The 6,276-nt window shown below is 71.5% G+C and carries 5 protein-coding genes; 2 read left to right on the top strand and 3 right to left on the bottom strand.

The window, feature by feature from the left end; genetic code table 11:
• On the bottom strand, nt 1-1,286 hold a 1,286-nt coding region (locus AOK24_RS36150; RefSeq protein ID WP_167376892.1), incomplete at its 3' end, for a SulP family inorganic anion transporter.
• A 291-nt stretch (nt 1,287-1,577) separates the two neighbouring features.
• Here AOK24_RS36150 and AOK24_RS36155 point away from each other — a divergent pair.
• Complete coding sequence (locus AOK24_RS36155; RefSeq protein ID WP_055724199.1) at nt 1,578-2,861, top strand: polysaccharide deacetylase family protein; 1,284 nt, start codon at nt 1,578-1,580, stop codon at nt 2,859-2,861.
• Here AOK24_RS36155 and AOK24_RS36160 read toward each other — a convergent pair.
• Entirely contained in the window at nt 2,851-3,831 is a 981-nt protein-coding gene (locus AOK24_RS36160; RefSeq protein WP_055724196.1) for an ATP-binding protein, read from the bottom strand. The two genes, AOK24_RS36155 and AOK24_RS36160, sit on opposite strands and share 11 nt — an antisense overlap.
• Nucleotides 3,832-3,932: 101 nt before the next feature.
• Between AOK24_RS36160 and AOK24_RS36165 the strand changes: the two genes are divergently transcribed.
• The gene (locus AOK24_RS36165; protein WP_055724197.1) at nt 3,933-4,748 is read left to right on the top strand and encodes a Fic family protein; all 816 of its coding nucleotides are present in this window, start codon (nt 3,933-3,935) and stop codon (nt 4,746-4,748) included.
• A gap of 376 nt (nt 4,749-5,124) precedes the next feature.
• Here AOK24_RS36165 and AOK24_RS36170 read toward each other — a convergent pair whose 3' ends face one another.
• Complete coding sequence (locus AOK24_RS36170) at nt 5,125-5,952, bottom strand: HAD family hydrolase (RefSeq protein ID WP_055724198.1); 828 nt, start codon at nt 5,950-5,952, stop codon at nt 5,125-5,127.
• Nucleotides 5,953-6,276: the final 324 nt, after the last annotated feature.

The raw sequence follows: 6,276 nt of genomic DNA on the forward strand, positions 1-6,276 counted from the left end.
CCCTCCAGGACGCCGAGGAGGACGACGCCGAGGGTGGTGACCGCGTACACCAGCGCCTCGCGGTGGCGCGTCACCGTACGGATGTGGTGCAGCGAGACCATCTGGATGCCGACGGCCATGACCAGCGCGGCGAGCGCGGCGAGCGGGATCAGCTCCAGCACGGGGACCAGCAGCAGCGCGGCGATCACCACGAGAACGCCGTGCAGCATCGTGGAGTTCCGGCTCACCGCGCCCGCGTGCACGTTCGCGGAGCTGCGTACGGCGACCCCGGCGACGGGCAGGCCGCCGAGCGCGCCGGAGACGATGTTCGCGGCGCCCTGGCCGAGGAGTTCGCGGTCGAGGTCGGAGCGGCCCACGCGCGGGGCGGGCGCGGGCGGCAGGGGAGCGGGGCCACCGCCGGTGACCGGGGTCGTCGCCTGCCGGGCGGCGATCATCTTGTCGACGGCGACCGCGCCCAGCAGCGACTGCACGCTGCACACCAGCGTGATCGTCAGCACGGCGGCGACGATGCCGAGCACCGGCCCTTCGGGGAGTCCGGCGAGCGCGTGGCTGGACCAGGACGGCAGGTCGACCTTGGGGAGCGTGAGGGAGGCGAGCGCGGCGACGGCGGTGGCGCCGGTGACGGCGACGAGCGCGGCGGGGATCTTCCGCAGGAGCCGCCCGAGGCGCCCGGGGATGCGCGGCCACAGCAGCAGGAGCGTCAGCGTGAGCGCGCTGACCGTGACGGCGCCCGGGTGCAGCCCGGCGAGCTGCGCGGGCAGGGCGCGCAGGTTGTCCAGGACGGAGCTCTGCGGGCTGCCGCCGAGGACGATGTGCAGCTGCGCGACGGCGATGGTGACGCCGATGCCGGCGAGCATGCCGTGGACGACGGCGGGGCTGACGGCGAGCGCGGTGCGCGCGACGCGCAGGCAGCCGAGGGCGAGCTGGGCGAGTCCGGCGAGGACGGTGATCGCGCAGGTCGTGCGCCAGCCGTAGCGCTGGATGAGGTCGGCGGTGACCACCGTGAGCCCGGCGGCCGGGCCGCTGACCTGCAACGGGGACCCGCCGAGCCGCCCGGCGACCAGCCCGCCGACGGCGGCGGCGACCAGGCCCGCCTGGAGGGGGGCGCCGGTGGCGAGCGCGATGCCGAGGGAGAGGGGCAGCGCGATCAGGAAGACCGCGACGGAGGCGGAGACGTCGGCTCCGGCGAGGCGGAAGCGGCGGCGCGGCGGCGGGCTGTGCGGCCGGTGGTTGCGCGGGGTGTGGTCGTAGGGGTCGATGGCTCGGGTGGGGGCGCAGGCGAACATGTTTCCCGTCTCCTCCGGGGCAGCGCGGTCGCGGAACTCGCGGCCGTGGGTCACGGCAATACAGCGGCGGGATGAAGCAACGCTCGGTAAACGGATCGTAATGCAGAGTAAAGTCCAGGAATAGAACTGGCGAGCAAATGGGCTAGTAATTCACTCCTCGGGATGAAGTGGCTATTTGATCGGCTTGTCGTACTAATTCAATTCCGGTCCCGTGCGACCTTGGCGGCGCCGTCGGCTCGCCCCGGCGGCCCACCACCGTCGCGCCGGGAACTCCGGGAAAGAAGGATGCTGATGGCCGCCACCCAGAGGATCGCCGCGTGCGCAGTGCTCGCCGCGGCCGTCGCCACGTCGCTCGCCGGCTGCGCGGGCACCGGCCCGTCCGGCGCCAACGAGGGGGCGCGGGGCCCGCAGAAGGCGAAGCCGGCCGCCCCGGCGCCGAAGAGCGCCGTACGCCTCATCGGGGACGGGTCCACCGCCTACACCGGGGCCCAGCCCCACCTGCCCCGCCCCGAGCGCCTCGCGCCGGGCGCGAAGCCGCCGCAGTTCGTGGTCTTCTCCTGGGACGGCGCGGGCGAGGACAGCCAGAAGCTGTTCTCGCACTTCCGGGGGGTCGCCAAGGCCAACCACGCGACGATGACGTACTTCCTGAGCGGCGTGTACCTGCTGCCCGAGGAGAAACGTGACCTCTACCGGCCGCCGCAGCACTCGCCGGGCCGCTCCGACATCGGCTTCAACGACGAGCAGGGCATCGCCGACACCGTCAAGCAACTGCGCCTGGCCTGGCTGGAGGGCAACGAGGTCGGCACCCACTTCAACGGCCACTTCTGCGGCAAGGGCGGCGGGGTCGGCGAGTGGTCGTTGGACGACTGGAAGGACGAGATCGCCCAGGCCAAACGATTCGTCAAGACCTGGAAGACCAACACCGGGATGACGAAGGCGGCGCCCCTGCCCTTCGACTACGACAAGGAACTCGTCGGCGCCCGCACGCCCTGCCTCGAAGGCCAGAAGAACTTCCGCAAGGCCGCCCGCGAACTCGGCTTCCGCTACGACACCAGCGGCGTCAACAACCAGCTGTGGCCCGGCAAGAAGGAAGGGCTGTGGGACCTGTCCATGCAGCTCGTGCCCTTCCCCGGCCACAGCTACGAGCAGCTCACCATGGACTACAACTTCATGGTCAACCAGTCCGGCACCACCACCCAGGGCGACCCCGGCAAGCACGAGTACTGGGGCGACCAGATGCGCGACGGCCTCCTCAAGGGCTTCCACCGCGCCTACGACGGCAACCGCGCGCCCCTGGTCATCGGCAACCACTTCGAGTCCTGGAACGGCGGCACCTACATGCGCGCCGTCGAGGAGACCATCGAGCGGGTCTGCAACAAGCCCGACGTCCGCTGCGTCTCCTTCCGCCAGCTCTCCGACTGGCTCGACGCCCAGGACCCGAAGGTGCTGGCGAAACTCCGCACCCTCGGCGTCGGCGAGGCCCCGAAGCAGGGCTGGACGGCCTTCCTGAGCGCCCGCCCGGCCCCCGCCCCGAAGGGCGTCCCCGGGGCCCCGGCCGCGACCGTCACGCGGTAACCGCGAGCCCCTCGCCGAGCACGAAGCCGGGGTCGACCTGCGCCGCCAGGTCGGCCCCGGTGCGCGCGTTCCCCCACGACTCGGCGTTCTTCAGGTGGAAGTGCACCATCTGGCGCGTGTACCGCTGCCAGTCGCGGCGGACGTACGACGCGTCGGCGGCCGACCGCAGCCGCTCCAGGGCCGTACGGTTCGCCTCCTCCAGGGACGCGAACCGGGGCGGGCGGCCCTTCTCCATGGCGCGCACCCAGTCCGAGTGGCCGACGGTCACCAGCAGGTCGTCCCCGACCTCCGCGCGCAGGAAGTCCACGTCGTCCGGGCCCTGCACCTTGTTGCCGACGACCTTCAGCTCGACGCCGAAGTCCCGGGCGTACTCCTTGTACTGGCGGTAGACGGAGACCCCCTTGCGGGTCGGCTCGGCGACGAGGAACGTGATGTCGAAGCGGGTGAACATGCCGGACGCGAAGGAGTCCGAACCTGCCGTCATGTCCACCACGACGTATTCGCCCGGGCCGTCCACCAGATGGTTGAGACACAGCTCGACTGCACCCGTCTTGGAGTGGTAGCAGGCGACCCCGAGGTCGGCGTCCGTGAACTGGCCCGTGACCATCAAACGGACGGCGCCGCCGTCGAGTTCCACACTCCGGGCACATTTCTCGTAGACCGGGTTGTCCTCGCACACCCGCAGCAGCCGGGAGCCCTCGCCGGGCGGGGTGGTCTTGATCATCGTCTCGGCCGAGGCGATGCGCGGGTTGTCGCCGCGCAGATAGTCCTTGATCAGCGGCAGGTGCTCGCCCAGCGCGGGCAGGGCCGCGGCCCGGTCCTCGTCGAGGCCGAGCGCGGGCCCCAGGTGCTGGTTGATGTCCGCGTCGACCGCGATCACGGGCGCGCCGAGGGCGGCGAGCTGCCGGACGAACAGGGAGGAGAGCGTCGTCTTGCCGCTACCGCCCTTCCCGACGAAAGCAATTTTCATGTTCACGAAGGGTAGTGGCCCGCTGGCTTTGCGTGGCAGGGGTGCGTGAAGAAGACCACTCCTTCGAGGGGCGCGGGCGCGGGGTGGCTACTGTCGTACCCATGAGTACGACCGCCGATCCTCTTGTGGCCCTGGGCGAGCTGCCCGGGGTGGCCGAGTCCGTGGAGTCCGTCCGCAAGGCCGTGGACCGGGTCTACGGCCACCGCGTCATGCGCCGCCGCAGCACCGCCGTCACCTCCGAGGCCGCCCTGCGCGGCGCGCGCGGGTCGGCCGCGCTGGCCGGTGCGGACTGGGCGCTCGAAGAGGTGCGCCGGCGCTCCGACTTCGGCGCCGACGAACAGGCGCGCGTGGTGGGCGCCGCGCTGAGGCTGAGCGCCGAGGCGGGGCAGCTGCTGTCCGTGTGGCGGCAGTCGCCGCTGCGCGTGCTCGCGCGCCTGCACCTGGTCGCCGCGGCCGAGCAGAGCGGCGCGACCGGGCGCCCCCGGCAGGACGGCGAGCCCGTCGACGAACCCCTCGTCGAACTCCCCCTGCCGAGCGCCGCCGAGGTCTCCGCGCGCCTTGAGGGCCTCTCCGGGCTGATCGTCGCCGGCAGCTCCGCGCCCGCGCTGGTGAGCGCCGCCGTCGTCCACGGCGAACTCCTCGCGCTGCGGCCGTTCACCTCCCACAACGGGCTCGTCGCGCGCGCCGCCGCGCGCATCGTCCTGATCGGCAGCGGCCTCGACCCCAAGTCGATCTGCCCCGCCGAGGTGGGCCACGCGGAGCTGGGGCGGGCCGCCTACCTCGCGGCCCTGGAGGGCTACGTCTCCGGGACGCCCGAGGGGGTCGGGGCGTGGATCACGCACTGCGGGCAGGCGGTGGAGCTGGGGGCGCGGGAGTCGACGGCGGTGTGCGAGGCGCTCCAGCGCGGGGCGGCTTGATCCGCGGGCGCCCGCGCGGGGGCGTGGGTCTGCCGGCGGGTGCTCTCGCGCGCGGGCGCGGGCAATAAAGTGCGGCGGTACGACATTCGTACCGCCGCTGGCATGTTCACCGGGTTACCAAGCGTCCTCGAAATGTTGCCCATCAGGTCGGGAGCTTCGCCCGTCACCTGGTGCGGCTGGCCCGTAATCGACGGGTCGACGTCGCGTGGGTGCCCTGTTCACATGCTCGGTCCGTGGGGCCATGTGCGTCAGTCAGGTGATCCTCTCGGATGTCCTTCGGTCTCGCGGGCCGTGTCTTCCTTTGTACTCCCGGACCCGGGAGAGCGAAAGTCCTGACCGCGATTCTTTGCTTTTGGCCGCAAACAGGGGCATTAGGTCAGGTCAGCGGGGGCCGCTTCCGGCTGACGTACCAGACGAGCCCGGCCGTCGCCGCCGCCGCGCCCACGGCCGCCGCCGCGACCAGCGCCGGGCGGGGGGCGAACGAGGGGATGCGCTGCTTGAGCCGGACCGGGCGGTGGAAGTCGAGAATCGGCCACCCGCGCGCGAGCGCCTCGCGGCGCAGGGCGCGGTCCGGGTTCACCGCGTGCGGGTGCCCGACCGACTCCAGCATCGGCAGGTCCGTCGCCGAGTCGCTGTACGCGTAGCAGCGCTCCAGGTCGTAGCCCTCGGACTCGGCCAGCTCCCTGATCGCCTCCGCCTTCGTCGGGCCGTAGGCGTAGTACTCGACCTCGCCGGTGTAGCAGCCGTCGTCGCCCACGACCATCCGGGTCGCCACCACCCGGTCGGCGCCCAGGAGTTCGCCGATCGGCTCGACGACCTCGGCGCCCGAGGTGGAGACGATGACGACGTCCCGGCCGGCCGTGTGGTGCTCCTCGATGAGCGAGGCGGCCTCGTCGTAGATGATCGGGTCGATCAGGTCGTGCAGGGTCTCGGCGACGATCTCCTTCACCTGCTCGACGTTCCAGCCGCGTACCAGTGCGGAGAGGTACTCGCGGGTGCGTTCCATCTGCTCGTGGTCCATACCGCCCACGAGGAAGACGAACTGGGCATATGCGGTGCGCAAGGCCGCCCTGCGGTTGATCAGGCCGCCTTGGTAGAAGGACTTGCCGAAGGTGAGAGTGCTCGACTTGGCAATGACCGTCTTGTCCAGGTCGAAGAAGGCCGCAGTCCGGGGAGAGGAGTGGTTTTCCACGTCCCTGAGCATAGGTGCAGCCCATTCGGCGTAAGGTGAGGCGTGTGGGTTTGCCTGAGAGGGCTCTCGGGTACACCATGGAAGTCACGGATCGTTCGCGACCGTGCTAACCCGGCCCGACTCCTCCCCCCCCGAGTAGGGCCGTGGAGACGACCCCCACTCTCCCCCCCGGTGGGGGTCGTCGCATGTCCGGGTGGGTTTTCCCCTTCTTCTCGCGGCGATCGCGCCGTACGAGGCGGCTCCGGCCGCCTCTTTCGCATGCCCGCAGAACATCACCGAGCGTAGTCGTGATGATGCTCTGCGGAGATCGCCGAGGTGGGGCGGGGGAGTCCGAGG

This window comes from Streptomyces niveiscabiei (assembly GCF_001419795.1).
GTDB lineage: Bacteria > Actinomycetota > Actinomycetes > Streptomycetales > Streptomycetaceae > Streptomyces > Streptomyces niveiscabiei.

Excerpts from the sequence above, each read along its gene's own strand:
- AOK24_RS36155 (WP_055724199.1), top strand. The coding sequence starts at position 1,578 with ATGGCCGCCACCCAGAGGATCGCCGCGTGCGCAGTGCTCGCCGCGGCC.
- AOK24_RS36160 (WP_055724196.1), bottom strand. The coding sequence starts at position 3,831 with ATGAAAATTGCTTTCGTCGGGAAGGGCGGTAGCGGCAAGACGACGCTC.
- AOK24_RS36165 (WP_055724197.1), top strand. The coding sequence starts at position 3,933 with ATGAGTACGACCGCCGATCCTCTTGTGGCCCTGGGCGAGCTGCCCGGG.
- AOK24_RS36170 (WP_055724198.1), bottom strand. The coding sequence starts at position 5,952 with ATGCTCAGGGACGTGGAAAACCACTCCTCTCCCCGGACTGCGGCCTTC.